Genomic DNA, 24,703 nt, shown 5'->3' with positions numbered 1-24,703 from the left:
ATGCTCAAAATGGTTGTCCAGCAAGGTGCGCGACGCGAGGAATAACGAGCGTCACGTCTGCGCACGGGCGCGAGATGGTGAGCGCCCCGTATCCTTCGCCGCTGGCAGACTTTTTCAGCATCCTGTTACGCGGTCCCGGTTTGTTGTTGATGGGTTTCCAAATAAAGAGCCACGTATTCCCGCATTTCCTGGACGGTGCCGGTTTGAAATAATTCCCGTGGGATTTCGACACGCACCAAACGGGACGGATCGACTCCACGATCTTTGGCGTAGTGTTCGTCGATGTACAAACTGACCGAGCCGTCGGGAAACCGGAGGGCGTATAAGGCGGTGGTATCGGCCACGTGGATGTCCTCGATAGAAAAATGGACGTAGTAGAGGTAACACAGCCTCCGTCCGGCTGTCAAAGTAAGGGGACTGGCTCCGCACCAGCGGTGCCTGTCCCCGTTGGCAGCTAGGAAGGGGGACAGTCACCGGTGGGAAGGGTGACTGTCCCCGAGCAGCACCCGCCGCCGCCAAAGGATGTAGGCCGTGGACAATACGATCGCGCCGAGGAGCGTATTGCGGATACGGCCTGGTCCGAAGCAGGCCAGATTGACGAGGCCGTTGGTTAACCCATACGCGGCATAGACAAGGTACACGAGCAGGCCCCACCGTCTGAGGCGGAGAAACCCGTACCCTACCATTATATGGAGGATGGGCGAGATCGCTTTGGCTGCAAACCCGGGAATGCCGCCCGGCTTCGTGCAATAGAACGGCAGGAGATAATCGAGATTCTTCAGGATGATCCAGGTGTCGTTCAATGCGCTGATGAGGAGCAGCAGACCGAGAAACCGGACGTCGTGGCCCTGTTGCCATACCCGCCGCCATGTGCGCAGCCAATCCGGCCCCGCCGCCGGCTCTCCTAAATAGGCATCGTAGCTTTGCAGGACCCAGCAGGGGAGCGCCAGCACCATAAAGACGAGCACTTCGACCGCCCGGTCCGTGACGCGCCCCAACCAGGCGCTGACTCCGACCAGGAGCATCGTGAGGGCAAACGCCGTGGCGGCCGCCGGCCGGCGGCGCTGGATCCATTGGCCCAAGCCCGGAATCAGCGCGGAGAAGAAGGCGGCGCGGGAGTCGGCGGCGGGCATATCAAATACCACGGCCTTCGATCTCTGACCGAAGGCCGTAGTCCTCTCTCACCGCTGTCCGAGAGGCGGTTACCCGCCCAGCGTGTCGAGGGTCTCTTTCAGACTGCGACGGATGCAGGTGAAGATCGGCGTGTCGCGCAGAGTATAGCGGGAGCCTTCCGTTTCGCGCAGCGCCATGACGAGATCCAGAAAGTCTTCCGGCTTGTCGCTTTCGAAGGCCACGACCCATTCCTGATCGTCCAATCCGAACGAGTAGGTCGTGTTCAACTTCACCGACGGAAAGCGGTGGCCCACTTCGATGTGCTCGTCCATCATGCCTTGCCGCGCGGCCTTCGTCAGCAGGAACCACTCGCGGGTCTTGAGGAAGGGATAGACGAAAATGTATTTGCTCTTGCCGGGAATGACCGTCAGCCGCTTGCTTTCCTGGCCTTCATGCGAGTGGTGATCCACATAGATGGACCGCTTCGTCATCGAGAGGTAGGAATAGGGCGTGGTGAGATACTTGCCGAGCCCAGAGGCGAGGATCTTCGTGCTCATCTCCTGGAACAGTTCCAGCTCGTAGCTGATGCGCCAGAGCATGATGTCGCAATCGCCGCGGATGCCGACCGCCGAATAGGCGATGACCAGCACCTTGCCCGCATAGTCTTCGACGGCGCGGATGAATTCCTGCTTCCCTCTGGTCCGTTCGTCTTCGGGAAGTCGCCGCCAGGCCGGATCGACCTTGTAAAAGACGAAATTCACATACTGGCGTTTGGCGGGCTGCGGAGCTGGCGTTTGCTCGGGGGCTGACATGGACTCCTCCGTATAACGTCTTGATAATGCGCTCTAATAAGGACTGCATTCTGTAGCACTTCGGCTTTTGTTTTGTCAACGGGGAGCAACCGCGGACAACCGTTCGTTGACAGCAAAAACCGCGATCTGCTAGTGGCATGGTATGCGCGCGTGGCTCCTGCGCACAGCTCTTCTGGCCGCGGCCTTCGGGACGATGGGAACCGCATCGCTTTGCGGCGCCATCGAGGTCCAGCCCGGCCGGGAGGAGATCGCGCAGGCGCTGGCGCGCGGGCGGGAAGCGGCCCACCACCATCAGTCTCCCGACAGCTTGTATGAGCGGTTCGGCGCCGCCGACGATCTCCATCCCAACGGCTTTCTGATCACGAAGCTCGCCGCCCTCTCGGTCATGGCGGCGCACATGGCTCTGCGCGGGCTCGAACCGAGCGAGGCTGACATCGCGCAAGTGCTCGGCACGCCGACCATGCTGATCAGCACGGCGATCTTCGGCAATCACCCGCGGTTCGCGGTGGACAGCTACATGGTGCTCGACCAAGGCGGCAAGACGATCAAGCCGGCGACGGTGCGATTCGACGGACAGGCGAACCGGAGCGCGGCTTGGCCCGAGGCGCCGCGGTTCAAGGCCAAGGTGGTCGCCTCGTTCAACTACGCCGACTTCGATCCGCAGGCCAAGACCACCGTCACGGTCTTTCCGGCCAACGGGGGCGAGGTCACGTTCCCGCTCGACTTCGCGCAGATCAAGTAGCGATCCTGTCGCATGCCTCGCCGCGCCCATCCAGATCGGTCCTTCACCGCGGAAACCATCGCCATCGGATCGGAGCTCTTGATCGGGGGCCGCTCCGACAGCAACTCCTTGCACATCGCCGAAGCGCTGGGCGCGCTGGGAATCGAGCTGCGGTTCAAATCCATCGTCGGCGATGATCGGGCCGATATTATGGCTGCGGTCAAGACCGCCGTGGCGCGCGCGGCCGTCGTCATCATGACCGGCGGGCTGGGCCCGACCGTCGACGATTGCACGCGCGAAGCGGTGGCGGTCGTGACCGGCCGCCGGCTGGCCAGGCGCAAGGAGGCGCTCGACGGCATGCAGGCGCGATTGGCCCAGTGGGGCCGCAGCCCCAACAAGGGCCAGCTCCGGCAAGCCTTGATCCCGTCCGGCGCCGCGGTCGTCCCCAATCCGGTCGGGTCGGCGCCCGGCTTTTGGCTGACCTGGACAGGGGCGATTATCGTCGCGCTGCCCGGCGTGCCGCGCGAGATGGAAGCGATGCTCGAGTCCTCCGTCGTACCGCTCCTCCGGTCGCGCAGACAGGGCGCGGCCGGCGGACCTCGTCCGATGGCGCGCCTCGTCTTTCATACCTGGGGACTGCCGGAAGCCGATGTCGATGCCAAGCTTGCCGGCCTCGTCCCGGCGCGATGGAACGTCGATCTCGGGCTGCTCGCCTCTCCGCTCGGCGTGCTCGTGTCGCTCACGACCAATCCGCGCAGTCGGGTGCTTCCCGACGACCTCGCGACGCTCGCGGACGGTGTCCGCGCGCGGCTGGGCGAGTGGCTCTATGCCGAAGGGCGCGAGACGATGGAGGAAGTCGTGGGCCGGCTCTTGGCGAAGCGACAACTGACGGTTGCGACGGCGGAGTCCTGCACCGGCGGCTTGATCGGGCACCGGCTCACGCAGGTGCCGGGCTCGTCGGCCTATCTGGATCGCGGCGTCATCTGCTACAGCAATCGGGCAAAAACCGAGCTCCTCGGCGTGCCGCCTGCGCTGATCGAAACACATGGAGCCGTCAGCGCGGAAGTCGCGGCGGCGATGGCGGACGGCGTCCGCACAAGGGCCGGCGTCTCCGTCGGCGTAAGCGTCACCGGGATCGCCGGGCCGGGCGGCGCCACCCCCACCAAACCGGTGGGGCTGGTCTACATCGGGCTGAACGCCGGGGACGGAACCATCATCACACACGAACATCGTTTTCACGGCGATCGCTCGACCATCAAACAACGGGCGTCGCAGGCGGCGTTGGATCTGCTGCGCCGGTGGGCGTTGCGCCGGGAGGCCGGATGATCCGGGCGTTTCTGGCCGTCGAGCTCACCGAGGAACTGCGGGCGCGGCTCGGCGCGATTCAACGAGAGCTCAAGCAGCAGCTCACTCGCGACTTGCCCAAAGGCGCCCGCCTCTCGTGGGTCCAGCCGGCTTCAATCCATCTGACCGTGAGGTTTCTCGGTGAGACGGAGGAACGCTTGATCGAGCCGTTGCGGGCCGCGCTGGAACCGATCGTGGCGCAGTCTCTTCCGATATCGCTGCCGCTGGAACGGCTGGGAATCTTTCCCAGGGTGGAGCAGCCGCGTGTGCTCTGGGCGGGTCCGTCGGCCGAGTGGGAACAGGGCGAGGATGCCGGCCGCCTGGCCGAGTTTCATCGGAAGGTGGAAGACTGTTGCCGGTCCTTCGGGTTCGAGCCGGAAGGCCGGCCTTGGAGTCCACACTTCACGCTGGCGCGGATCAAGGCGGGCGAACGACAGGTCGGGCAGGCCATCGCGGCGAGCGGTATCCTGGATCAGCCGATGGCGCTCGGCATCTTGGCGGTGACGTCGCTCGTCCTCATGAAGAGCGAGCTGCGCCCGACGGGGTCGGTCTATACGAAATTGTGGGGGGTTCAACGTGAATCAGAAGACTAGGGGTTACCCTAGTATCCGGTGAGATTACCTGTCTTATACTCGTCGCCTCACCCAGACCGCCATGCTGAACGCGGCGCGAGCTCTTGCTGACGAAGGAAGCGGCGGTCGAGCAGTTGTATGGGGCGATTCGGGAGATGGTGGATAGACGGACCGCGGTGACGATTCAAGAGTCAACATGAGCCGACTGGTTGCCGATTAAACCAGCGCAGCTTGTGTCGAGGTGCATCAATGAGAGAGAGCACACAGCGGGCGCTGGACTTTCTGAACGGCGGGGGCGAGATGGGCGAGCGGATGCGCGGGTTCGACTTCTCCGCGACGCCGCTCGGGCCGCCGCACGGCTGGCCGGAGAGCTTGCGCTCCACGCTCGGCTTGTGCCTCGATTCCGCCTTTCCGATCGCGATCTACTGGGGGCCGCAGCTTGCGCTGCTCTACAACGACGCCTGGCGCCCCATTCTCGGCGGCAAGCATGCCTGGGCGCTCGGGCGACCCGCGGTAGAGGTCTGGCCGGAAATTTGGGAATCGATTCAGCCGATGTTCAAAAAAGTGATGCAAACCGGCGTCGGCGTGTTCAACCACGACAGCCTGCTGGCGATGCGCCGTCACGGCTACGTCGAGGAGTGCTACTTCGACTACACGTTCAACCCAATTCGCGAAGCCGGCGGTCGGGTCGCCGGGATTTTCAACGTCGTCATCGAGACGACCTACCGCGTCGTGAACGCGAGGCGCACAGGCCTGCTGCGCGAAATCGCCGCGCGTCTCGGGTCCGCCAAGACGATGGAGGAGGTGATCGAATCCGCCGCCGGGGCGCTGGCCGGCGCGCAGCTCGACGTGCCGTTTGCGCTCTTATATCGCACGGCGCACGGCGTCGGGAGCGCCTCGCTCGCCCGCGCGGTCGGCTTGACCGAAGGCCCGGCCACCGCTGCCGCCGCCTGGCCGCTCGCCGAAGCCGCCGCAAGCGGCCGCCCGCAGCACGTCGCGGATGTCGCCGCCCGCTTTGGCGAGATTCGCGCCGGCGGCTGGCCCGAGCCGGTGAGCGAAGCGCTCGTGCTCCCGGTCGCCGCGCCCGGTCGAACGGCGCCGTGCATGCTGCTGGTGGCGGGCGTGAGCCCGCGGCGCGCGCTCGACGACGAGTACCGCGCCTTTTTCCAGTCGCTCGCCGGCCACGTCACCGCGGCGATGGCCGGCGCCGAAGCCTTCGAGGCCGAGCGCAGCCGCGCCGAGGCGTTGGCCCAGCTAGACCGCGCGAAGACGATATTTTTCTCCAACGTCAGCCATGAATTTCGCACGCCGCTCACGTTGATGCTGGGCCCGGTCGAAGAGTTGCTGGCCAAGAGCCACAGCGAGTTGCCTCCCGCCGCCAAAGGCCAGTTGGAAATCGTCAATCGCAACGGGATCCGGCTGCTGCGTCTGGTCAACACTCTGCTCGATTTTTCCCGCATCGAAGCCGGGCGCGTCCAAGCCCGGTATGAGCCCACGGACCTTTCCGCCTTCACCGCCGAGTTGGCGAGTTGCTTCCGTTCGGCGACGGAACGCGCCGGATTGAAGCTGGTAGTAGATTGCCCGCCGCTCTCCGAGCCGGTCTACGTCGATCGCGATATGTGGGAGCAGATCGTCCTCAATCTACTTTCGAACGCCTTCAAATTTACGTTCGAAGGAGAGATCGAGGTGAGTCTCAGCGAGACGAGCGAGACTCGCGCGACAAGCGAGACAAGTTCCGCTCAAGTCGCGCATTCCTCGCCAGTCTCGCGAAACTCGCCCATGCGCAGCGTCACATTGCGCGTCAAAGACACCGGCGTCGGCATTCCCGCCGAAGAGATGCCGCGGCTGTTCGAGCGGTTCTACCGGGTCCATAATGTGCGAAGCCGCACGCATGAAGGCAGCGGTATCGGGCTGGCCTTGGTGCAGGAACTGGTGAAGCTCCACGGGGGGAGCGTGCGAGCGGAAAGCCAATTGGGTGAGGGCACGAGCTTTATCGTGAAGGTTCCGCTGGGACGGTCGCATCTCCCGCCGGACCAAATCGGAGTGGGCCGCAGTTCCTCCACGGCGCTCGGCGCAAGCCCGTTTGTCGAAGAGGCGCTGCGGTGGCTGCCGGACGCGACACCCGGCACCATCGAGGAGTTGCCCCGGCATGATTTGTTGCCCGTGCCCTGCCCGGCGTCCGCCGATGATGCGCAGGCCCGCCGGCGCTTGGTGCTTGTCGTGGACGACAATGCCGACATGCGGGAGTACATTGCGCGGCTGCTGTCTGAGCGCTATGCCGTCGACACGGCTCCGCACGGCGATGCCGCGCTGGCGTCGGCGCGCAAACGGAAGCCGGATCTTGTCTTGAGTGATGTCATGATGCCGGTGCTCGACGGCTTCGGTTTGTTGCAGGCGCTGCGGACCGACCCACAGTTGCGGACCATCCCGGTCATCCTGCTGTCCGCCCGGGCGGGTGAAGAGGCTCGTGTGGAAGGGTTGGAGCACGGCGCCGACGACTATCTCATCAAGCCGTTCAGCGCCCGCGAATTGCTCGCCCGCGTCCAGGCGCATCTCGATCTGGCCCGGGTACGGCGCGACGCGGAAGCGTCCGTACGCGAAAGCGAGCGACAATATAGGAATCTTGTCTTGATGATGCCGGCCGCGATGTATACGTGCGACCGGCAGGGTCGGATTACGTTCTACAACGAGCGAGCCGCAGAGCTCTGGGGGCGCAGTCCTAAAGTCGGCGAGGAAGACGAGAAATTTTGCGGAGCATTCAAACTCTATTTGCCGGACGGCACTCCGATGCCGCACACGTGCAATCCCATGGCCGATGCCATTCACAACGGAACGCACTATCGCGGCCAAGAGGTCGTCATCGAGCGGCCCGACGGCTCCCGCCGGCATGCCCTCGTCAATATCGATCCCGTCGCAGGCGAAGACGGCGCCATTCTTGGCGCCATCAATATCTTTACGGACATCACCGATCGCAAACTAGCGGAGGAGGAGCTGTGGCGCTCCGAGGAGCGCTACCGCCACCTCTACGAGTCGATTGATGAAGGTTTTTGTGTCATCCAGGTATTGTTCGACAGCGACATGAAGCCGGTCGATTACGTCTTCCTCGAAGTCAATCCGGCGTTCGAACGGCAAACGGGCATCGAGCAGGCGCGCGGGAGGCGCATGCGGGACATCGCCCTCGATCACGAATCGCATTGGTTTGAACTGTACGGCGCCGTCGCCCGGACGGGCGAACCCAGGCGGTTCGAATATCCGGCGGCGCAGCTGCATCGTTGGTATGAAGGATACGCGTATCGTCTCGGCGCCCCGGACGAGCGTAAGGTCGCCATCATTTTCAACGACATCACGGAGCGCAAGCGGGCCGACGAGGCACTACGGGAAAGTGAGAAACGGCTCCGGCTGGCCATGGAGGCGGCCCACCTGGGGACCTGGGACGTCAGTCTGGATGCGTCCGAACGGGTGCGCCAACGGCTGGTCTATTCTAAGTACATCGGGCCGATGTTCGGTGAGCCGGAAGGATTCACGCATCCCAACATGGAAGCCTGGGCCGACCAGCTTCATCCCGAAGACCGGCCGCGTGTGCTGGCTCAATTCGAAGCGGCGTTGCGCGGAGAGCGAGACTATGACACCGAATTCCGCGTCGTGTGGAAGAATGGGACCGTTCGCTGGATCGCGTCGCAGGGGGCCATCTTACGGGATGCGACCGGCTGCCTGGTGCGTGCGATCGGCATCGCCATAGACATTACCGAGCGGAAAGAAACCGAAGCTCGGCTGGCGACGTTTACGCAGGAATTGGAGCGCCAGGTGGCCGAACGAACCGGGGAGTTGCTCGCGTCGCAGGAACGGCTGCGCGCGCTGGCCACCGAGCTGAATCTGACGGAGCAGCGCGAGCGGCAACGGCTGGCGACGGAGCTGCACGACCATCTCCAGCAGACGTTGGTTTTAGGAAAGTTGAAGGTAGGCCAAGGAAAGCGCGCGGCGCAAGCCGTGCCGGCCTGCATCGAGACGATGAAGCAGTTGGATGACGTGCTGACGGAGGCGCTTCAGTACACCCGGTCGCTGGTCGCGGATCTGAGTCCGCCCGTGTTGCGGGATCATGGATTGCCGGCGGGCCTCAAGTGGCTCGGCGACTATATGAAAAAGCACGATCTCAACGTCACCGTCAATGTCCCGGAGCAGGTGGATTTCAAGCTGCCTGAAGATCAAGTCGTCTTGCTCTTTCAGTCCGTCCGCGAGCTGTTGATCAATTCTTGGAAGCATGCCGGGACCGGCGAAGTGACGGTGACGCTCGAACCGCATGATGGATACTTGCGGATAGAAGTGCAGGATAAAGGCGCCGGCTTCGATCTTGCTGCTGCTGCTGCTGCTGCTGCTGCTGCTGCTGCCGATACCAACCCTAACGGCGGCATTTCCTCCAAGTTCGGCCTCTTCAGTATCCGCGAACGGATGCGGGCGTTGGGGGGAACGTTCGACATTCAATCTGCGCCGGGCAAGGGCACCACGGCGACGCTCGTCTTGCCGCTGGGCGGCGGCGAGTGCCGAGGGCCGAGGGCCGAGGGTCGAGCGACCGCCGTGATGAGTCAGCCGGAGTTCAGCGCCAAATGGGATCATCCGAACTCGGCGCTCGGCCCTCGTACCTCGGCCCTTCCTCATCGCATTCGCGTGTTGCTGGTGGACGATCACGCCATGATGCGGCAGGGACTCCGTTCCGTGTTGGACGGATACGCCGACGTGGAAGTGGCGGGCGAAGCCTGGAACGGGGACGAGGCCGTGGCGGCCGTCCACGACTTGCGCCCGGATGTGGTGGTGATGGACATCAACATGCCGAAGAAAAACGGCATCGAAGCGACGGCCGAGATCAAGGCCCGCCATCCCGGCACCATCGTCATCGGCTTATCGGTGAACGCCGACGGGGACAACCAGACCGCCATGCTGCAAGCCGGCGCCGCAGGGCTGTTGACGAAAGAAGCCGCGGTTGAACACTTACATGGCGCGATTCAAGCGGCGGTGGCGAAACAGTGACGAGGGACGGAAGGGCGAGTCATTCCGAACAGTGATGAGCCCGAGAACAGGCCTCACTGTGGGGCGTGTCGTGCTCTGGCGGGAGGGTGCTCACTGCGTGCCGCCGGAGTCCTGTTCTTCGCGGATGGCTTCCAACTCGGCAAGTGCATCGAAATCTTTAGGACGGCCGGCGGCGCGCTTGACGTCTATCAATCTGGACAAAGTCACGCACCGGCACGACACGCCGAAAAGGTCGAGCTCAATGGTATGAGGAAGCAGGTCTTCGTACCGGCCCCCTCCGGGAATCTCTCCCAGCAAATCCAGGGCGCCTAAGTCCGTAATAAGAGTGAAATTAAGACCGCTTCTCAGCGTCCGCGCATCGAACTGAAAGGGCAATCCTTCTGGTGCGCCGCGGAGATAGGGATGGTGTGGCGCAAGACAAGAGGCGAGCCGGTCCAGATTCTGTTTTGACCGGCCATACACAACATCCAAATCGGTCGTGAGACGGGATGAACCATGGGCGGTGGCGGCGGCGCCTCCCACGAGAATGAACTCGACTTGACCTTCAACTAAGACCCGGATGAGACCTTCAAAATCGGTCATTCTTTGTGCGACCGAGGCGCGTTTCTCAATGCGGCTGCAAAACGCTGGAGCTCTTGGAGCTGACGGAATCTTTGTTCGACAGTAAGCTTCAAGTTCTCCCTCAACAATGTACGATCAATGTCGCGTTTGTAGAGTTCGATGACGGGGTCCGTCGAGGAGGTGTGGGTATCGTCAACCATGGAGGGAGTGTAGCACTTCAGTTACCAGCGCCGCAATGAAGCCTCGGCGGCCCGCCGTCGTCATCCACGCGCCCCCTCCCTCTGTTGATCTGCTTCTTCCGCCCTGCAACTGGAACGGCCGATTTGCCGCAGTGGTCTGGGATCCTCCCGCGCGTGCCAAGCCCCTGACAGGCCCCATGTCGTCCGGGCTGAGGATTGAGTCGCGGCGTCGGGAATGCTATAGAACAGCGCGCAAGAAAGCCCGTTAGAGCCCGAGCCACGACGCGAGTCGCGACGGGATGAGGGCGGAAAAATAGGCGATGGTGACGGCGACGGCGACCAGGACCCAGATCGAATCCCGGCGGGACCAGTGGACGACTACGGGCGCCCGCAGTTTGCGGAAGACGAACCGCGGCAAGACGAAGGCCGCGAGGCAACCGAAGAAAAAGAGAGGCTGGAACGGCATGAATGCGGACATCGCCCAGGGAATGAGCGCGCCGAGGCAGATGGTCCGTCCCAGGTCCCGGACGACATCGGGCTTGACGGGTTCACGGGTCTCACCCTCCGACATGAGCCTCCTCAGGCCGGCTGCCGGCTCGCCCTTCCGTCGGGCGGTTCCCCGAGTGGAGCCGGTTTCTCACGTTTCGATGATGGCTGCTGCCTTGATTGTCCTGACTGTCCTGCTGGCGCTGCCTCTCTTTGCGGCGGGGCAAACGGCCGCCCCGGCCATCACCCAAGCGCCTCCGCAGGGTGCGCCGGTGGTGTTCGAAGGCCAGACGCTCTTCGTCCTCTACGATCGGATCGGCGCCTTTACACCGGAGGAACGGGCGCGGAGCGTCGCCGAGCGGCTGGCGAAGCTGGCGAACGATCCGTTCACCGGCGTCCATCACGTCACCGCGGCGGATCGGGAGGTGACCAGCGAGCTGCTGTACGGCGACACGGTCCTCATGACCGTCACGGACCGCGACGCCGCGCCCACAGGGCTCTCGCGCACGGAGGCCGCCAACGCCTACGCCGGCGTGGCGGAAGCGGCGCTGGCCCGGTCGCGCGAGGAGGTCACCTTCAAAGCCCTGACGATCGACGCGCTGCTGGCGTTGCTCGACACCGCGATCTTCGTCACCCTGCTGATCGTGTTTCACAAGCTGTTCCCCAAACTGCAAAGCAAAATCGAAGGCTGGCGGGGGACGGTCATCCGGCCGATCAAGTTGCAACGCGTGGAGGTCTTGTCCTCCCACCAGATCGCCGGAGCGCTCGTCGGATTGACCAAGGCGGTCCATGTCGCCGCCGTGCTCCTCCTCGTCTATGCCTACATGACCACCGTCCTCGGGATCCTTCCGTGGACGCGGGGTATTTCGGCCTCGCTGTTCGACGCCGTCTTTTCGACCCTGCGCGCCATCGGCGCGGCCTTCGCCACCTACGTGCCGGATGTCGTCGCCATCGCCGTGATCGTGGTCGTCACCCGCTATATCATCAAATTGATCGCGCTGATTTTCACGGGCATCGAACGCGGCGCGATTTCCTTCGCCGGCTTTCACCGGGACTGGGCCGAGCCGACGTATAAGATCGTCCGGTTTCTCGTCATCGTGTTCGCCGCGATCGCCTGTTTCCCCTACATTCCCGGCTCGAAGTCGGAGGGCTTCCGGGGGATCTCGGTGTTCCTCGGCCTGCTCATTTCGCTCGGATCGGCCGCCGCGATCGGCAACATCGTCGCCGGCGTCGTCCTGACCTACATGCGCCCCTTTCGGGTCGGCGACCGCGTGAAGATCGCGGACACGGTCGGCGACGTGACGGAGAAAACCCTGCTGGTGACCCGGATCCGGACGATCAAGAACGTGGACATCACGATTCCGAACGGGATGGTGCTGGGGAGCCATATCATCAATTTCAGCTCCGCGGCGCACGAGCACGGGCTGATCCTGCACACCAGCGTCACCATCGGCTATGACGCACCCTGGCAGACCGTGCATGAGCTGTTGATCGCCGCGGCCCGCGCGACGACTCATATTCTGCGGACGCCGGAGCCCTTCGTGTATCAGACCAGTCTCGACGACTTTTACGTGACGTACGAGCTCAACGCCTACACCGACCAGCCCAACCTGATGGCGGCGATCTACGCGGAGCTGCACCAGCATATTCAGGACCGGTTCAACGAGGCCGGCGTCGAGATCATGTCGCCGCACTATACGCAGGTGCGGGACGGCAACCGCACCACGATTCCCGACCAATACCTGCCGAAGGGGTACCAGGCGCCGGCCTTCCGCATTCTGCCGCTCGGGAATCCTCCTCCACGCCGGGCGGATCCCGCCGAATAAGCCGATCCGTTGCCCGAACCGTCCATCAACCAACGCGGTTGCACAAGGGGCGCGATCTTGCTATAGAGGCGTTCAGTCATTGAGGACAGGATGAGCCCGCTGAACGCAATCCCCCGCACCACGGTTCGGTCGTCGTTCGGGTTTCGGCGTCCGCGGCAAGTGCTCGTATTCGATTTCAGGCACGGGTACGATCCTCCCCCCGCACGCGTTCTTCGTTAATCGCCTCACTCGATCATCGGATCGGCCAGTATTCGTTTCGCGATCCCCCGCGACCGTGCCGCGCAATGGGCCGTGGGGTGAGGGCGTCCCTCACGCCCGCCGTCGGCGGCGCGGAAGGGAGGAGCGAAACCACGGAGGGAGAGCGCATGGAAACGGAACAGAAGTATGTGGTGGGGGTCGTCATCATAGTGATCCTGTTGTCCTTGATGAGTCTGAGCGGGTGCGACTATTGGCCGCCGGCGCTCCGGGCGGAAATCGAACAGTTGCGCAGCCAACTGAACGATGCCTTGGACGAGCACGCCAAGGTCTACGAGGAGCTGGTCGCGCTGAAGGCGCAGATGCCGGCCAGCCCAGGGGCAGAGGCGGTGGGCGGTCTCGCCGCCATGCCGAGTCTCACTCCATCGGAAGGGCGGAGCGAGACGGAGCCGGTCTCCTCGAGGCCAACGGCGCCGCCGCGCCACCACATCGTGAAGGGGGCGGCGCCGCCGCTCTCTCTGGAGCATCCACCGCGTACGGGACCGGCGGTCCTGAAACTGCAACGGATGCTCCGAGGCCATCGCATGCCGGTTCGGCTCGACGGTGTCTATGGCGCCGAAACGGCGGCGGCGGTCCGGTCGTTCCAACGGGCTCACCGGCTGACGGTCGACGGGATCGTGGGGCCCGCGACCTACGCCGCGCTTCGACGAAAATCTCCGCGGGTGGTGTTGGCCCGGCAAGTATGGTTGCAACGGCCTCCGGTGACGGGGGACGACGTCCGGTTCATTCAACGCGCGCTCCGGCGCGCCGGGCATCGCGTGGCGGTCGACGGGCGGTACGGCCCGGAAACCGACGTGGCGATCACGAAATTTCAGCGCCGGCACGGGCTCGATCCCGACGGCGTCGTCGGGCCGCAAACCTGGCGGGCACTGAGCCGGGCGATACGCCGCGCGATAAGCGCGAAGCCGGCGCCGCGGTACGGGGTCGGGACGGACTGAACAAGATCCGCGGCTCATTTGGCGATGGTGATCGGCGGCGTGAGGACGCGGCCGACGTCGGTGACGGTCATTTGATAGAGCTGCGCGAGCACGGCGAAGGCTTCCCGGTTCCAGGCCCGCTCCGATTCCTCCTCCGGCGGGGTCCCGTTGCGTCCGACGGCATACCAGCGGTCTTCGAGCGTGATCGAAAAGGCCGCTGGGAACTGCGGAGACGACGACTCGTAGACCTTCAGCGTCGTGTCAGGGTTCCGCAAAACCGGGCCGGTTCGCGAATGCCGGTTCACCTCGAACTCAGGTTCGTCCGCAATCCCGCGCGCCACGAAATGGACGATGGCGTTGAAGCTTCTCAGTTTGATCTGTCCGTGCCAGGGATAGTCGCCCCCCGGGTGTCCGGGCCGGACATCGACCAGCACATAATTCCCGGCATGGCGCTCGGCCTTCTGCTGAAGACGTTGCCGCTCCTCGTTCGAGAGCGACGACAGCGGATAATTGGTGACGGCGATCCGGCCGATCACCCGCCTGCTGAGTTGCGAGGCTCCGCCGGCCTCGTCGGTGATCCAGCGGTACCCTTTCGCGAACGCCTGCGTCGTGAGGGGATGATCCAACGGGAGCGGCCACGGCTCCTCGTATTCGATGGGTCCCACATGCAGGTGCCGGGCGAGATTCAGCGCGGAGAGGTGCAGCACGCGGCGCCGGAACTCCGCGTACTCGTTGCGCCGATGGGGAAGATTGAGAAAGAAGGCGCGCCGCTCGCCCTCCTCCACGGCGATTCCCCGCGCGAGCAGACGGACGATGATCGCCGGCTCGATCCCCTGGGTCATGAGAAAGTCGAACTTGGCCTCGTCAATCGGCGTGAGAATGCGCTTGGTAAACTCTTCGCCTTGGATCGGCACGATGCCGATCGTCGGGTTTTCCGCGACACTGGCGCCGAGATTCAAGGTATAGAAGTTTTTCGCAAAGACGGGACCTCCGTTTTCAAAGAGCTGAGCCCCGAAGCCGGCCTGGGTCCGGAAGTCGAACGTCGCCGCGACGCTCGACACCCCGGTGAAGTGGATCGGCAAACCGTGCCTGGCCCGGGCGATGTTCAGCAACAGCATTTCCGCTTCGACTTGGCGCACGGTTTCGTCATACTGCAGGACCGCCCGATGCATCGCGAGCGGGGAAAGGCAGCCCGACAGCAGAGCCCCGAGGAGCATCACGGGGATCCACGTTCTGCTCGGCCCATTCATAGGACACCTCGCGATCGGATGCCAGCGGTCGCCGCTCGGCGTGTCAGAGGCAAACGAAGATAGCATGGCGAGAAGTCCCTCCTTTCACTCAGCTCCGCGTCGGTGTGCCGGACCGAAGGCAACGAATGTCGTCATCACGGCCGTCGTCGGATAGAAAGCGCACGGAGTCCGATCCGCCGTCATTCCACGGGGACGGGGGCGCCGGCGGGCCGTGACGCGGCCTCCGTATTCAGGACACGGCTCAGTGTGAGCCCTTGTCCGAGAATGGAAAAGACCACGACGATGTACGTGATCGTGACGACGGCGTCCCGGCTTGAGCCGGGCGGCAGCGACAGCGCCAGCGCGACCGAGATGCCTCCTCTGAGGCCGCCCCAGGTCAAGATGGTGATCGTGCGATCGGTGAATGCTCGCACGAGGCTGAAGGCCTTGACCTGCGCCACGATGCTGATCCAGCGGGCGAACAGAACCAGCGGAATCGCGACGAGGCCGGCCAGCAAGTAGGGGCGTTGAAAGCTCAAGACCAGGACTTCCAGCCCGATCAGGACGAACAGGACGGCGTTGAGCAGCTCATCGAGCAACTCCCAGAAGTTGTCCAGATGCTCCCGGGTGGAAGCCGACATCGCCCACTGGCGCCCGTGGTTGCCGATCAGGAGCCCGGCGACCACGACGGCGATGGGTCCCGAGGTATGGAGCCAATCGGCGAGCAGGAAGCTGCCCATGACCAATGCCAACGTGATCAGAATCTCCACCTGGTAGTTGTCGACCGACTTCAACATGCGATAGGCGAGATAGCCCAGCGCCAGACCGAGCGCCGCGCCGCCGACCGCCTCGGTGAGGAACAGCGCCGCCACGTCGGTCGGATGGACCGCCGGTTTCGGCAGCAGGTTCAGCACCACCAGAAAAATGACGACGCCGACGCCGTCGTTGAACAGTGATTCACCGACGATCTTGAGCTCCAGCGCTTTGGGCAGGCGCGCCTGGCGCAGCACGCCCATGACCGCGATGGGGTCGGTGGGCGCGATGAGCGCACCGAACAGCAGGCAATAGAGAAAGGGCAGGGGCAGGCCGACCAGGTCGAACAGCCAATAGCCCAGGAGGCCGGTGATCAGACTGGAGAGGATGGTCCCGACCACCGCCAATGTGCCGATGACCCATTTCAGGTCGAGCAATTCGTCGAGCTTGACGTGCAGGGCGCCCGCGAACAGCAGGAAGCCCAACATCCCGTGCATCAACGCCTCGTTGAAATCGATGGCGCCGATGAACCGCGCCGCCTCCGCCTCGACGCCCATGCCCAGTTTTCCCAATCCGATCAGGATGAGCGAGAAGACCAGCGCCACCGCCATCAGCCCGATGGTCATCGGGAGCTGGAGCCAGCGATGGTTGACGTAACTGAACAGGGCGGCGAGACAGATGAGGATGGTCAGAGTTTCAATCAGAGGCATGCGCGCACATCAATTCCCCCGCCCGGCGGTTCGGCGCGCACAACGCTGGTGCGGCGGCGCCGCAGGTCGTCTTGTCACCCGATCGGGCCGGCGCGATCTCAATACCGTTGCTTCTCGAGTGTCGGCACGATCTGGCTTTGGTCGTCTTCGGTGATTTTGTAGCGGTTGTAGGGGTTCTCGACCATTTGATTGGCGTACAGGCGTCCGGTCGGGGCCGGCACCGCCAGGGAGACCTCGGCTTCGGCGTTCGGTTCGATCGTCACGGATTCGCCGATGTCGTCATGGACGTACGGATGCCAGACCTTGACACGGTAAGTCCCCGGCGGCACGCCGGTCAATTGGAATCGCCCGTGCTCGTTCGTCACCGTATAGTAGGGATGCTCCTGCACGAGCGCCCAGCTTTCCATATAGGCATGAAAGCCGCACTGCATCGTGAAGACACGCCGTCCCTTGGTCATATGGACCGTCTGGGTGATCGGCGTGCCCTCATAGTGCTTATGGAAATGCGCGCTCAATCCGGCCTGCTGCGGATACTTCGCGCTGATCGGCAGCGGCACGTTGAACAGGACCCGCGGGCCGAGGTGCGAGGTCTCGTAGGCTTGGATGTCGTGCATGGCGGGATCCATGTTGACGACGACGACATCGTGGTGATCGCGGACGAGGTTGACGAACGGCAGGAACCGGCAGTCTTTCGCTTCGATGCGCGGCGGCGGCGTTTCCGGGAACGGCTTTCCTTTCTCGATCGATTCCAGGTACACGACCACGCCGCGGAACGCTCCGTCGGCATCGACGTCGAACGGCTGCAGCAGACGCCAACCTTGGCCGTCGGAAATGCGGCCGCAATAGACCTGATCCGGGAGTGTCGTGAGATTGTAGCCTTTGGGCTTGGGAACGGAGCCCTCCAAGCGCACGAGACCGGCGATCGTGCCGCCGTCGGTGACGGTGACGGGTTCATAGGCATGAGCGACTCCGGCCGCTGCTGTCCCGATCGCGAGAGCCGCTGCGGCGCCTCGTGCTCCAGTCAATCCGATCATCATGTCGTCCTCCTCACGTCGATGGGGTTTCTCCACATGCTGTCGACACGTCGCGGTCGCTCCCGTTCTGCCCGTCTCGTATACCATCTACCACGTGCGCGTTTTCTTGGACAAGACGCAATCCCCGACGCCCGCTAGCCGACCATGACGATTTCCACGCCGGCGCTGCCGCGGCTCACGCTCAATTCAACATGATCCGGCCGGCGATCCAGCGCCACATCGACGCGCGCGGCTCCGATCGCGAGATTGCGGAGCTCGACCCGCCGGAGAAAGGGCGGCAGGACGGGGCGGGTGAATGCGACGCGCCGGCGCGGCGCGTCGATCTCCAGGCCGAGACAGGATTGCAGCAGCAGGAAGCCGGCCCCGGCGGCCCAGGCCTGCGGCGCGCAGGCGGTCGGATAGAGCGTCGGACTTTCGCCGGGGCGCCGGGGAAAGCCGCACCATAATTCGGGCAGACGATGGAGGTCGAGGAAGAGACTGGCGTCGAAGAGGCCGGCCAGGATCCGGAGCGCGCCCTCGTGATGGCCGTACCGCGCCATGCCCGCCGCGATCAGGGCATTATCATGCGGCCAGACCGACCCGTTGTGATACGACATGGGGTTGTAGCGGATTTCCGAGGTCGCGATCGTGCGCACGCCCCAACCGCTGAAGCAGGCGGGGCTCAACAGCAGGCGCGCCGTGCGCGCCGCGCGCTCGGGATCGGCAATGCCGGCCCAGAGGCAATGGCCGGCGTTGGACGCGCGGACCCGGCAGGAGCGGCCGGCGCCGTCCAGCGCCAGCGCATAGGTGCCGAGGTCTTCGCACCAGAACGCCCGCTCGAACCGTTCGCGGAGGGCATCAGCCTCCCGGCGGAGTTCCTGCGCCCGGGCGACATGTCCTAGAAGCTCGGCCAAGTCGCCCGCCGTCTGTTTGGCCTGATACACGTACGCTTGGACTTCGCATAAGGCGATCGGTCCGGGCGCGGCGCTGCCGTCGGCGTGGAAGATCGCATCGTGCGAATCCTTCCATCCCTGGTGCACGAGCCCGTTCTTGGACTGGCGGGCGTATGTGACAAAGCCGGTGCCGGCCGGATCGCCGAAGCGGTCGATCCAACGCAAGGCCCGTTCGATGTTGGGCCAGAGGGCTTCGATGAACGCACGATCCCCGCTCCGCTTGTAATAGGCGCCCGCCAGCATGACGAACAGCGGGGTCGCATCCACGGTGCCGTAGTAACGGCCGAACGGGATCTCTCCCAGCGCGGCCATTTCTCCGCGGCGCATCTCATGAAGGATTTTGCCGGGCTGGGCATCCTGATGGGGCACCGTCTCCGTGGCTTGCGTGGCGGCCAAAAACGCCAACACGCCGCGCGCGACCGCGGGATTCACCCAGAGGAGCTCGAGGGCGGTGATAATGCCGTCCCGGCCGAACGGCGCGCTGAACCAGGGCACGCCGGCGTAGGGATAGGGCCCCTGCGGCGTCTCCGAAATCATCATGTGCAGATCGGCGGCCGAGCGGTTCAGCCAGTGGTTGAACTGTTCGTTCGAAGTGTACACGTGGCAGTCGCCGGCCTTGCCGGCCTCCAGCGTCTCCTGGGATTCGGCGTGCGCCCGGTCATAGGCGATGAAGACATGCGGGGCGGGCCGATCGATCTCGCAGGCGACGGTCACGTCCCACGTGATGTCGGTGTGGGGCCGCATCACGGTTTCAAGCCGGAGGCAATCCGTGCCGACGCCGGATGGAGCCGGACGGCAGCGCACATGCGTGCGGCGCGTAGCCCGATCGAGTCCTTCGTAGCCCAGGATCAGTCCATCCTCGCACGGGATCGTCGCCAGACGGGAGCCGCGGCGGGCCCGTTCGTGGCCTCTGGCTTCGAACAGATCCGCGTAGTCCGCCCCCACGGCCAAGGACAGATTCAACGGAATGTTGTCGTGGCCGTAGTTGTAGACCCGGATGCGCTCGAAGCAGGCGCCTCTCCAGAGGAACCGCGTGCGGCACAGGTGCAGCACGTCGCGGGGCACCGCCACGTGACCGTCCGACAGCATGTCGGGGTTGGTGAGATCGACCGTGAGGAGCGTATTGTCCTCCTTCACCGTCGCGCTCAACAGCAGAGGGCGTTGGCTCCCGATGAGCAACTCGAACCGCGAGAGGAACCGCGTGCCCTCGTGGTAGAGCCCCAACGGGCTGGGCAGGATCGGATGAACGTCGCCGTACCGATCGAAGACGCCGAACGTCTCTCCCTGCTTGAGCACTTCCACGCGGTCGTCGGCCATCGTGGAGGTCGCGAGAATATAATATTGATCGTTCCAGCGGATGACGTCGTCCATCGCGGACTCTCGTGCGGGCACGCACGCCGGGGTATCTTAGCCGGCGGCCGTCCGTTTCATTCTACCGGCCAGCAGTCCGGTGAGGCCGAGCGCCAGCCCGACGCCGAGCAAGGCGGTTTGCGGACCGAATCGCTCGGTGATCCAGCCGAACAGGCTGATGCTGATGATGGCCGCCGTCATGGCCGCCGTGCCGTACAATCCCAGCGCGCGGCCGATCATGCGGCGCGGCACCGACTCCTGAAGAATGCCCCAGGCGATCGGAGTGAACGCGCCCATGCCCGCGCCGATCAGCGCCATCAGCACGCCGGCGATGTAGGGATCGGACGTCCAGATCAATCCGACGGCGGCCGCGCTGCTCAACAAGCTGGTACTCACGACCAGGCGCGCCCGCTCGTGGAGAGGCCAATCCGTAACCCATTGGAGCCCGATGGAGGTCAGCAGCAAGCCGATGCCCATCGCCGACCATAAGTACCCGATCTCCACCGGCCCCAGGTCCAGCAGTTTCCTGGCGAAGACCGGAAACAAGGCCGTAAGGGCGCTGGTGCCGACCGTATACAGCGCGGCCGTGCCGGTCAACAGTAATATTACGGGTTGGCGTGCGATCCCATGGCGCAGGCCCTCGAGCAGATCGCGCCAGAGTGACGAGCGCGCCGCCGCTCGGACACCGGCCGCGGCCGGGTCGGCGAACCGTGCGAGCATGAGGCAGGCGGCCGACGCCAGATAGGTGGCCGCGTTGAGGCACAACACTTCCTGCGAGCCGTAGGCGGCGATTCCCAGCCCGCTCAGCGCGGGACCGAACACGATCCCGAGACTGGTCGTCGCCTGCAGCAGTCCGTTGGCGGCGGTGAAGTGACGAGGCGGCACGATGGCGGGGACTGCGGCGGTGAGCGCCGGTCCGAACACGGCCGTCGAGACCGCATGCAGGAGGACGAGGCCGTAGAGCACGGACACGGTGAACCATTCCACGGGGATCAGGCAGGGTATCAAGCCGATCGTTACGGCGCGCAGCACGTCGCTGACGACGAGCAGGAGCTTTTTCGGCAGCCGGTCGACGTAGACGCCGATGATGGGACCCAGCACGATCGGGGGAATGGTCTGAAGGAGCCCGATCACCGAGGTTTTGAGCGGGGAGCCGGTGATGGCGTATACGAACCAGAGGAGAGCGAGTTTCGAGATGCCGTCTCCAATCTGGGAGATGAGCTGTCCGGACCAGACGAGCCCGAAATCACGGGTCAGCAGCAACGGGCGGGGTGCCGCCTCTCCGCGACTCTCCGTGTACCGTTCCGTGGCATCCGCGATGGCGGGAGAACATGACGGGCGGCCCGGCGGGCCGTGCATTAGCTCTCGCCCTCCAGCCGGACCTGATCGGTCTTGACGGCGCGCACGCCCGGCACGTGCCGCGCCGCTTCGGCCGCTTCGAGCGCGAACACCTGGAACCGTACCGAGCCGCTGAGCCAGACGATGCCGCCCTCCGTCTTCACGTCGAAGTTGGCCGCTTTCAGCGTGGCGCTTCTGGCGAACCGCTCTTTGATCAAGGCGGTGATGTGTTCGTCCTGCCTTTTCAACAACGCCTGCGCCAGCGTCTTATCGATGTGAAGCTTGGTGACGACGGACTGGACCCCCGGAACCGCGCGTGCGACCGCTGCGGCGTCCCCAATGTCCTCCTCATGCGCGACGCGCCCCGCCAGCGTGACGGTCTGTTCATCCGCATCGACCTCCAGGTCGTACTGAAAGAGCCGGGGGTCGGCGAGTAAGGCGAGCTTGACGGTCAGGATCAGGGAACCCATCGGTTTCCTGGCGGCCTCTTTCTCCGGCGAGAGGTCTGGTTTGGGCTGTGGCGCCGGCTGAGGCTTGGGCGTCGGTTCCCCGGACGGCTTGGGCTCGGCGGACGGTTTCGCGTCCGTGGATGGCTTCAGCTCAATGGATGGCTTCAGTTCGGTGGACGGTTTTGGCTCAGCGGGTGGCTTCGGTTCCGTGGACAGCTTCGGTTCAGCTGAAGGCTTCGGTTCGGCGGAGAGCTTCGGCATAGGGCTCGACGCCTGTCCCTTCTCCTGGGAGTCCGCGGCGGCCGCCACGGAACCGGTCCACAGAAGCGACAGGGCCAGAACGAGCCGGATTCTTGAGACCGAGAGAGATTCCATGCGTCTTCGTGTGGATACCCGGATGACCGGCCACGCCGGCTCTCCTAGGAATGAACGATCGCCGGTCCGGCGGAATAATAGGCCGGGGAGGCCGCGCGTACCGGAGCCGGCGGATGAGGCCTTGCTCGGCTCATCAGTCCTGCCGCGACGGCGGTCAGCAGGAGAATCAGGCTGATGCCTCCGAGACTGGCGCCGGGACCGATGGCGTCGGCGGCCCATCCGAACCCCGCCATGCCCGCCATGGACGAGGCCATGCCGCCGGTCGCGAAGCTGGTGAACACCCGGCCGAGCAGATGGGCCGGCGTCAATTCCTGAAGCATCGCCCAGACCAGCGGGGTGAACAGGGCCGTGCTGCCGCCGATGAGCGCGATCATCGCGCCCGCCGCCAGCGGAGCCTGCAGAAAACCCAATCCACCGACGCAGAGGCCGCCGACGGCCAGGGCGGCTGAGATCAGGCGCAGCCTTTGGGAGACGTCGCCCTGCCTGATCGTGGCCAGGCCAAGGGAGGCGATCAGCATGCCGATTCCAAGCGACGACCACAACCAGCCCAGTTGGATCGGACCGACGTCCAGGACGTCTTTGGCGAACACCGGCAGCAGAAAGACGAACGCGCTGATTCCCAGGCTGTAGAGCGTAGCGGTGACCATCAACAGGAACACCGTCTTGTGTTCGACGAACACGAAGCGAAATCCGGCCAGCAGATCCCGCCCGATCCCCGTGGTCCACCCGGCCCCCGCCGGTGGGGGCGTTTCGCGCATGCGAATGGGGACCAGGCAGAGGGCGGACAGGAGGAAGGTGGCCGCATCGACGTAGAGCACGTTCTGAGCGCCGATCAGCGCAATGCCGATCCCGCTCGCCGCGGGGCCGACGAGGAGGCCGACGTTCGTGGTCGATTGCATCAAGGCGTTGGCCGCGATGAGTCGGTCCTTCGGCGCAATCAAGGGCACGGCAGACGCAAGCGCTGGACCGAAAATAGTCGACACCACGGCGGTGATGAACACGAGGACGTACAGGCGTTCCAGCGTCAAGGCGTCGAACAGATAGAGGAGAGGAATCAGCAGAACCGCCAGGGTGCGCACGAGGTCCACGACGATCATGACCGGTTTCTTTCGAAACCGATCCAGATAGACGCCGATGAGGGGGCCGAACAACAGGGGAGGGAGCGTCTGGAGGAGTCCCACCATCGCCATCTTCATGGCCGAGCCGGTCAACTCGTACACGAACCACAACAGGGCGACTTTATTCAAGCTGTCGCCGATCTGGGACACGGTTTGCCCGGCGAACAGCAGGCCGAAATCCTTGGTTGTGAGCAAGTCCCATCCGCGGGACTTGGCCGCCTGCGGGGCCCCCATTGTCTTGTCTTCGGATGATATGAGCATGGCGCCTCCCTCCGATGCGTCGCGCACGGTTATCACCTCACCCGAAGGCGGGACGATGGGACAGCCGGGATCGGTCGGCGCGAGGCCGGGGCCTGATGCGGACCGTCCGCTCCTCGATGATGCGTTCGTACAAGGCGACGTAATCGCGCGCCATCCGGTCCGCGGTAAAGCGCGCATCGAACGCGGCGCGGCACCTGCGTCGGTCGATGGTCGGAATCCGCTGGACGGCGTCCGCCATCTCGGACAGCGACTCACAGACGAACCCCGTGACGCCGTGCTCGATGATTTCCGGGATGGACCCCCGCCGGTAGGCGATCACCGGCGTGCCGCAGGCCAAGGCCTCGATCAGCACCAGCCCGAACGGTTCGGGCCAGTCGTAGGGGCACACCAAGGCGGCGGCGTGGCCGATGAAGTCGTCTTTTTCGGCGTCCGAAATTTCACCGATGAATTCGATCAGCGGATGGTCGAGGAGCGGTTCGATCGTGGAGCGGTAGTACTGTTGATCCGCCGGATCGACTTTTGCCGCGATGCGCAGCGGGAAGCCGGTGCGCTTCGCGATCTCGACGGCATGGTCCGGCCGCTTCTCGGTCGCGATGCGGCCCAGGAACGCGAGATAGCCGTCGGAGCGCGGATGAAAACCGTACAGATCGCGGGGCAATCCATGGTGCACCGTAGCCTGCCAGTTCGCCCAGGGAATCGGCCGGCGCTGGGCGTCGGAGATGGACACCAACGGCATCTCGTCATATTCCTCGAAGACGGATGCCAGCTCCGGCAGATCGAGCCGCCCGTGCAATGTCGTGACGACGGGCGTCGGATTTCTCCGCCCGAGGGGGAATCCGAGAAAATCCAGATGAGAATGAATGATGTCGAAATCCGTCCCGGCGCCCAGCGCGCGTTCCTGCAACATGATGAGCGGCGCATCCCGGTTGAAGATGCCCGTGTTGAGGCGCAGGGCCTGCGGACAGACCGCTTCCAGCCGAGCCTCCGTGTGCGAATCGCCGCTCGCAAAAAGCGTCACGTCGTGGCCCATGCGGACCAGTTCCTCCGTGACATAGGACACGATGCGTTCCGTTCCTCCGTACAGCTTCGGCGGCACGCTTTCCCACAATGGAGCGACTTGCGCGATGTTCATCGATGGTCCTTTCCGTCAAACATGATCGATCTCTTTCCGGCCACACGATATCGGGCTGCGGCGTAGGAGACAACGGACAAAACGCTCGGCTACGATCGCGATATGTCCAGTGCGGGCCGGATGGCTCTGGACTGATGCATGGGATGCATTGAAACAGAGGCCCGGCCGTAAGGATAGTGGACAAATCCGGGAAAAGATGGGCGACTTTGTCCAG

19 protein-coding genes are annotated in these 24,703 nt (G+C 64.3%); 6 read left to right on the top strand and 13 right to left on the bottom strand.

Features of this window, described 5'->3' with window-relative positions; all coding sequences use genetic code 11:
- Positions 1 to 125: 125 nt before the first annotated feature.
- The 3 genes from NITMOv2_RS11690 to NITMOv2_RS11680 all read right to left on the bottom strand — a co-directional run bounded on the left by NITMOv2_RS11690 (position 126) and on the right by NITMOv2_RS11680 (position 1,925).
- Positions 126 to 344, bottom strand: coding sequence for a hypothetical protein (locus NITMOv2_RS11690; protein ID WP_053380034.1), 219 nt, complete (start codon positions 342 to 344; stop codon positions 126 to 128).
- A gap of 126 nt (positions 345 to 470) precedes the next feature.
- Positions 471 to 1,133, bottom strand: a complete 663-nt coding sequence (locus NITMOv2_RS11685) for a hypothetical protein (protein ID WP_053380033.1) — start codon at positions 1,131 to 1,133, stop codon at positions 471 to 473.
- 69 nt (positions 1,134 to 1,202) lie between these two features.
- A complete protein-coding gene (locus NITMOv2_RS11680) occupies positions 1,203 to 1,925 on the bottom strand; it encodes a chlorite dismutase family protein (RefSeq protein ID WP_053380032.1) in 723 nt (240 codons plus the stop codon).
- 142 nt (positions 1,926 to 2,067) lie between these two features.
- Here NITMOv2_RS11680 and NITMOv2_RS11675 point away from each other — a divergent pair, with 142 nt between their 5' ends.
- The 4 genes from NITMOv2_RS11675 to NITMOv2_RS11660 all read left to right on the top strand — a co-directional run bounded on the left by NITMOv2_RS11675 (position 2,068) and on the right by NITMOv2_RS11660 (position 9,584).
- Positions 2,068 to 2,667, top strand: coding sequence for a hypothetical protein (locus NITMOv2_RS11675; RefSeq protein ID WP_053380031.1), 600 nt, complete (start codon positions 2,068 to 2,070; stop codon positions 2,665 to 2,667).
- 12 nt (positions 2,668 to 2,679) lie between these two features.
- The gene (locus tag NITMOv2_RS11670) at positions 2,680 to 3,972 is read left to right on the top strand and encodes a competence/damage-inducible protein A (protein WP_053380030.1); all 1,293 of its coding nucleotides are present in this window, start codon (positions 2,680 to 2,682) and stop codon (positions 3,970 to 3,972) included.
- Positions 3,969 to 4,583, top strand: coding sequence for an RNA 2',3'-cyclic phosphodiesterase (thpR, locus tag NITMOv2_RS11665; RefSeq protein WP_053380029.1), 615 nt, complete (start codon positions 3,969 to 3,971; stop codon positions 4,581 to 4,583). Before NITMOv2_RS11670 ends, thpR begins: the two co-directional genes overlap by 4 nt.
- Positions 4,584 to 4,811: 228 nt before the next feature.
- Positions 4,812 to 9,584, top strand: coding sequence for a response regulator (locus tag NITMOv2_RS11660; RefSeq protein ID WP_053380028.1), 4,773 nt, complete (start codon positions 4,812 to 4,814; stop codon positions 9,582 to 9,584).
- A gap of 90 nt (positions 9,585 to 9,674) precedes the next feature.
- Here NITMOv2_RS11660 and NITMOv2_RS11655 read toward each other — a convergent pair whose 3' ends face one another.
- Both NITMOv2_RS11655 and NITMOv2_RS23925 read right to left on the bottom strand, forming a co-directional pair.
- The gene (locus NITMOv2_RS11655; protein WP_053380027.1) at positions 9,675 to 10,166 is read right to left on the bottom strand and encodes a hypothetical protein; all 492 of its coding nucleotides are present in this window, start codon (positions 10,164 to 10,166) and stop codon (positions 9,675 to 9,677) included.
- Between the two features lie 423 nt (positions 10,167 to 10,589).
- Positions 10,590 to 10,895, bottom strand: a complete 306-nt coding sequence (locus NITMOv2_RS23925; RefSeq protein ID WP_053380025.1) for a hypothetical protein — start codon at positions 10,893 to 10,895, stop codon at positions 10,590 to 10,592.
- A 91-nt stretch (positions 10,896 to 10,986) separates the two neighbouring features.
- Here NITMOv2_RS23925 and NITMOv2_RS11640 point away from each other — a divergent pair, with 91 nt between their 5' ends.
- The gene (locus NITMOv2_RS11640; protein WP_187299187.1) at positions 10,987 to 12,636 is read left to right on the top strand and encodes a mechanosensitive ion channel family protein; all 1,650 of its coding nucleotides are present in this window, start codon (positions 10,987 to 10,989) and stop codon (positions 12,634 to 12,636) included.
- 365 nt (positions 12,637 to 13,001) lie between these two features.
- Complete coding sequence (locus tag NITMOv2_RS11635; protein WP_053380023.1) at positions 13,002 to 13,829, top strand: peptidoglycan-binding domain-containing protein; 828 nt, start codon at positions 13,002 to 13,004, stop codon at positions 13,827 to 13,829.
- 14 nt (positions 13,830 to 13,843) lie between these two features.
- On the opposite strand, the gene NITMOv2_RS11630 is transcribed toward NITMOv2_RS11635, so the two are convergent.
- From NITMOv2_RS11630 to NITMOv2_RS11595, 8 genes are all read right to left on the bottom strand, one after another.
- Positions 13,844 to 15,025 carry a hypothetical protein gene (locus tag NITMOv2_RS11630; protein WP_053380022.1) on the bottom strand — a complete coding sequence of 394 codons (1,182 nt, stop codon included), beginning with the start codon at positions 15,023 to 15,025 and terminating at the stop codon, positions 13,844 to 13,846.
- A 212-nt stretch (positions 15,026 to 15,237) separates the two neighbouring features.
- A complete protein-coding gene (locus NITMOv2_RS11625) occupies positions 15,238 to 16,500 on the bottom strand; it encodes a cation:proton antiporter (RefSeq protein ID WP_053380021.1) in 1,263 nt (420 codons plus the stop codon).
- Positions 16,501 to 16,598: 98 nt separating this feature from the next.
- Positions 16,599 to 17,537, bottom strand: coding sequence for a carboxypeptidase-like regulatory domain-containing protein (locus tag NITMOv2_RS11620; RefSeq protein WP_238590345.1), 939 nt, complete (start codon positions 17,535 to 17,537; stop codon positions 16,599 to 16,601).
- A 131-nt stretch (positions 17,538 to 17,668) separates the two neighbouring features.
- The gene (locus tag NITMOv2_RS11615) at positions 17,669 to 19,837 is read right to left on the bottom strand and encodes an amylo-alpha-1,6-glucosidase (protein WP_053380020.1); all 2,169 of its coding nucleotides are present in this window, start codon (positions 19,835 to 19,837) and stop codon (positions 17,669 to 17,671) included.
- A 36-nt stretch (positions 19,838 to 19,873) separates the two neighbouring features.
- Positions 19,874 to 21,175 (bottom strand): MFS transporter, encoded by a 1,302-nt coding sequence (locus NITMOv2_RS11610; RefSeq protein WP_053380019.1) that lies wholly within the window; start codon positions 21,173 to 21,175, stop codon positions 19,874 to 19,876.
- A complete protein-coding gene (locus NITMOv2_RS11605) occupies positions 21,175 to 21,978 on the bottom strand; it encodes a BON domain-containing protein (RefSeq protein WP_053380018.1) in 804 nt (267 codons plus the stop codon). Before NITMOv2_RS11605 ends, NITMOv2_RS11610 begins: the two co-directional genes overlap by 1 nt.
- Positions 21,979 to 22,022: 44 nt before the next feature.
- Positions 22,023 to 23,357 (bottom strand): MFS transporter, encoded by a 1,335-nt coding sequence (locus NITMOv2_RS11600; RefSeq protein ID WP_053380017.1) that lies wholly within the window; start codon positions 23,355 to 23,357, stop codon positions 22,023 to 22,025.
- 37 nt (positions 23,358 to 23,394) lie between these two features.
- On the bottom strand, positions 23,395 to 24,489 hold the full coding sequence (locus NITMOv2_RS11595; RefSeq protein ID WP_053380016.1) for a glycosyltransferase family 4 protein: 1,095 nt from the start codon (positions 24,487 to 24,489) through the stop codon (positions 23,395 to 23,397).
- Positions 24,490 to 24,703 lie beyond the last annotated feature (214 nt).

Source organism: Nitrospira moscoviensis (assembly GCF_001273775.1).
Lineage (GTDB): Bacteria > Nitrospirota > Nitrospiria > Nitrospirales > Nitrospiraceae > Nitrospira_D > Nitrospira_D moscoviensis.
This window is presented reverse-complemented; position numbering and strand designations above follow the sequence as displayed.

Bases quoted from the DNA above. Each gene is read 5' to 3' on its own strand.
- NITMOv2_RS11685 (WP_053380033.1), bottom strand. From the start codon at position 1,133: ATGCCCGCCGCCGACTCCCGCGCCGCCTTCTTCTCCGCGCTGATTCCG.
- NITMOv2_RS11680 (WP_053380032.1), bottom strand. From the start codon at position 1,925: ATGTCAGCCCCCGAGCAAACGCCAGCTCCGCAGCCCGCCAAACGCCAG.
- NITMOv2_RS11675 (WP_053380031.1), top strand. From the start codon at position 2,068: ATGCGCGCGTGGCTCCTGCGCACAGCTCTTCTGGCCGCGGCCTTCGGG.
- NITMOv2_RS11670 (WP_053380030.1), top strand. From the start codon at position 2,680: ATGCCTCGCCGCGCCCATCCAGATCGGTCCTTCACCGCGGAAACCATC.
- thpR (WP_053380029.1), top strand. From the start codon at position 3,969: ATGATCCGGGCGTTTCTGGCCGTCGAGCTCACCGAGGAACTGCGGGCG.
- NITMOv2_RS11660 (WP_053380028.1), top strand. From the start codon at position 4,812: ATGAGAGAGAGCACACAGCGGGCGCTGGACTTTCTGAACGGCGGGGGC.
- NITMOv2_RS11655 (WP_053380027.1), bottom strand. From the start codon at position 10,166: ATGACCGATTTTGAAGGTCTCATCCGGGTCTTAGTTGAAGGTCAAGTC.
- NITMOv2_RS23925 (WP_053380025.1), bottom strand. From the start codon at position 10,895: ATGTCGGAGGGTGAGACCCGTGAACCCGTCAAGCCCGATGTCGTCCGG.
- NITMOv2_RS11635 (WP_053380023.1), top strand. From the start codon at position 13,002: ATGGAAACGGAACAGAAGTATGTGGTGGGGGTCGTCATCATAGTGATC.
- NITMOv2_RS11630 (WP_053380022.1), bottom strand. From the start codon at position 15,025: ATGCTCCTCGGGGCTCTGCTGTCGGGCTGCCTTTCCCCGCTCGCGATG.
- NITMOv2_RS11625 (WP_053380021.1), bottom strand. From the start codon at position 16,500: ATGCCTCTGATTGAAACTCTGACCATCCTCATCTGTCTCGCCGCCCTG.
- NITMOv2_RS11620 (WP_238590345.1), bottom strand. From the start codon at position 17,537: ATGATGATCGGATTGACTGGAGCACGAGGCGCCGCAGCGGCTCTCGCG.
- NITMOv2_RS11615 (WP_053380020.1), bottom strand. From the start codon at position 19,837: ATGGACGACGTCATCCGCTGGAACGATCAATATTATATTCTCGCGACC.
- NITMOv2_RS11610 (WP_053380019.1), bottom strand. From the start codon at position 21,175: ATGCACGGCCCGCCGGGCCGCCCGTCATGTTCTCCCGCCATCGCGGAT.
- NITMOv2_RS11605 (WP_053380018.1), bottom strand. From the start codon at position 21,978: ATGGAATCTCTCTCGGTCTCAAGAATCCGGCTCGTTCTGGCCCTGTCG.
- NITMOv2_RS11600 (WP_053380017.1), bottom strand. From the start codon at position 23,357: ATGCTCATATCATCCGAAGACAAGACAATGGGGGCCCCGCAGGCGGCC.
- NITMOv2_RS11595 (WP_053380016.1), bottom strand. From the start codon at position 24,489: ATGAACATCGCGCAAGTCGCTCCATTGTGGGAAAGCGTGCCGCCGAAG.